Source organism: Pseudoflavonifractor sp. 60 (assembly GCF_009911645.1).
GTDB lineage: Bacteria > Bacillota > Clostridia > Oscillospirales > Oscillospiraceae > Lawsonibacter.
This window is the reverse complement of the sequence record NZ_QWKI01000358.1, coordinates 1-540: the sequence shown is the minus strand read 5'-3', so window position 1 is coordinate 540 and position 540 is coordinate 1. Positions and strand designations below refer to the sequence as shown.

General features: G+C 55.0%; 1 protein-coding gene. It reads left to right on the top strand.

The window, feature by feature from the left end; all coding sequences use genetic code 11:
- Positions 1-540 (top strand): recombinase family protein (locus D1646_RS22375; protein ID WP_201754813.1); only part of this gene is annotated, 540 nt, incomplete at both ends.

Genomic DNA, 540 nt, shown 5'->3' with positions numbered 1-540 from the left:
AATCGCATTGACGCTATCTACGCGAGACAGTCTGTGGACCGCAAAGACAGTATCAGCATTGAAAGTCAAATCGAGTTTTGCAAGTACGAACTGCGGGGAGGGAATTTCAAGGACTACAAGGACAAGGGCTTTTCCGGCAAGAACACGGACCGCCCCCGTTTTCAGGAATTGATGGCCGACATCAAGCGGGGCCTGATTCGCCGTGTGGTGGTTTACAAGCTGGACCGTATCAGCCGTTCCATTCTGGACTTCGCAACCATGATGGAGCTGTTCCAGCAGTACAATGTGGAGTTTGTTTCCTCTACGGAAAAGTTCGATACCTCCACCCCAATGGGCCGGGCCATGCTGAATATCTGTATCGTGTTCGCTCAGTTAGAGCGCGAGACGATCCAGAAGCGAGTGACCGACGCCTACTACTCCCGGTGTCAGCGGGGCTTCCACATGAGCGGCGCGGCCCCCTACGGCTTCAAGCTGGAGCCCACCACCATCCAGGGTATCCGCACGAAAATGATGATCCCGGACCCCGCCACGGCGAATATT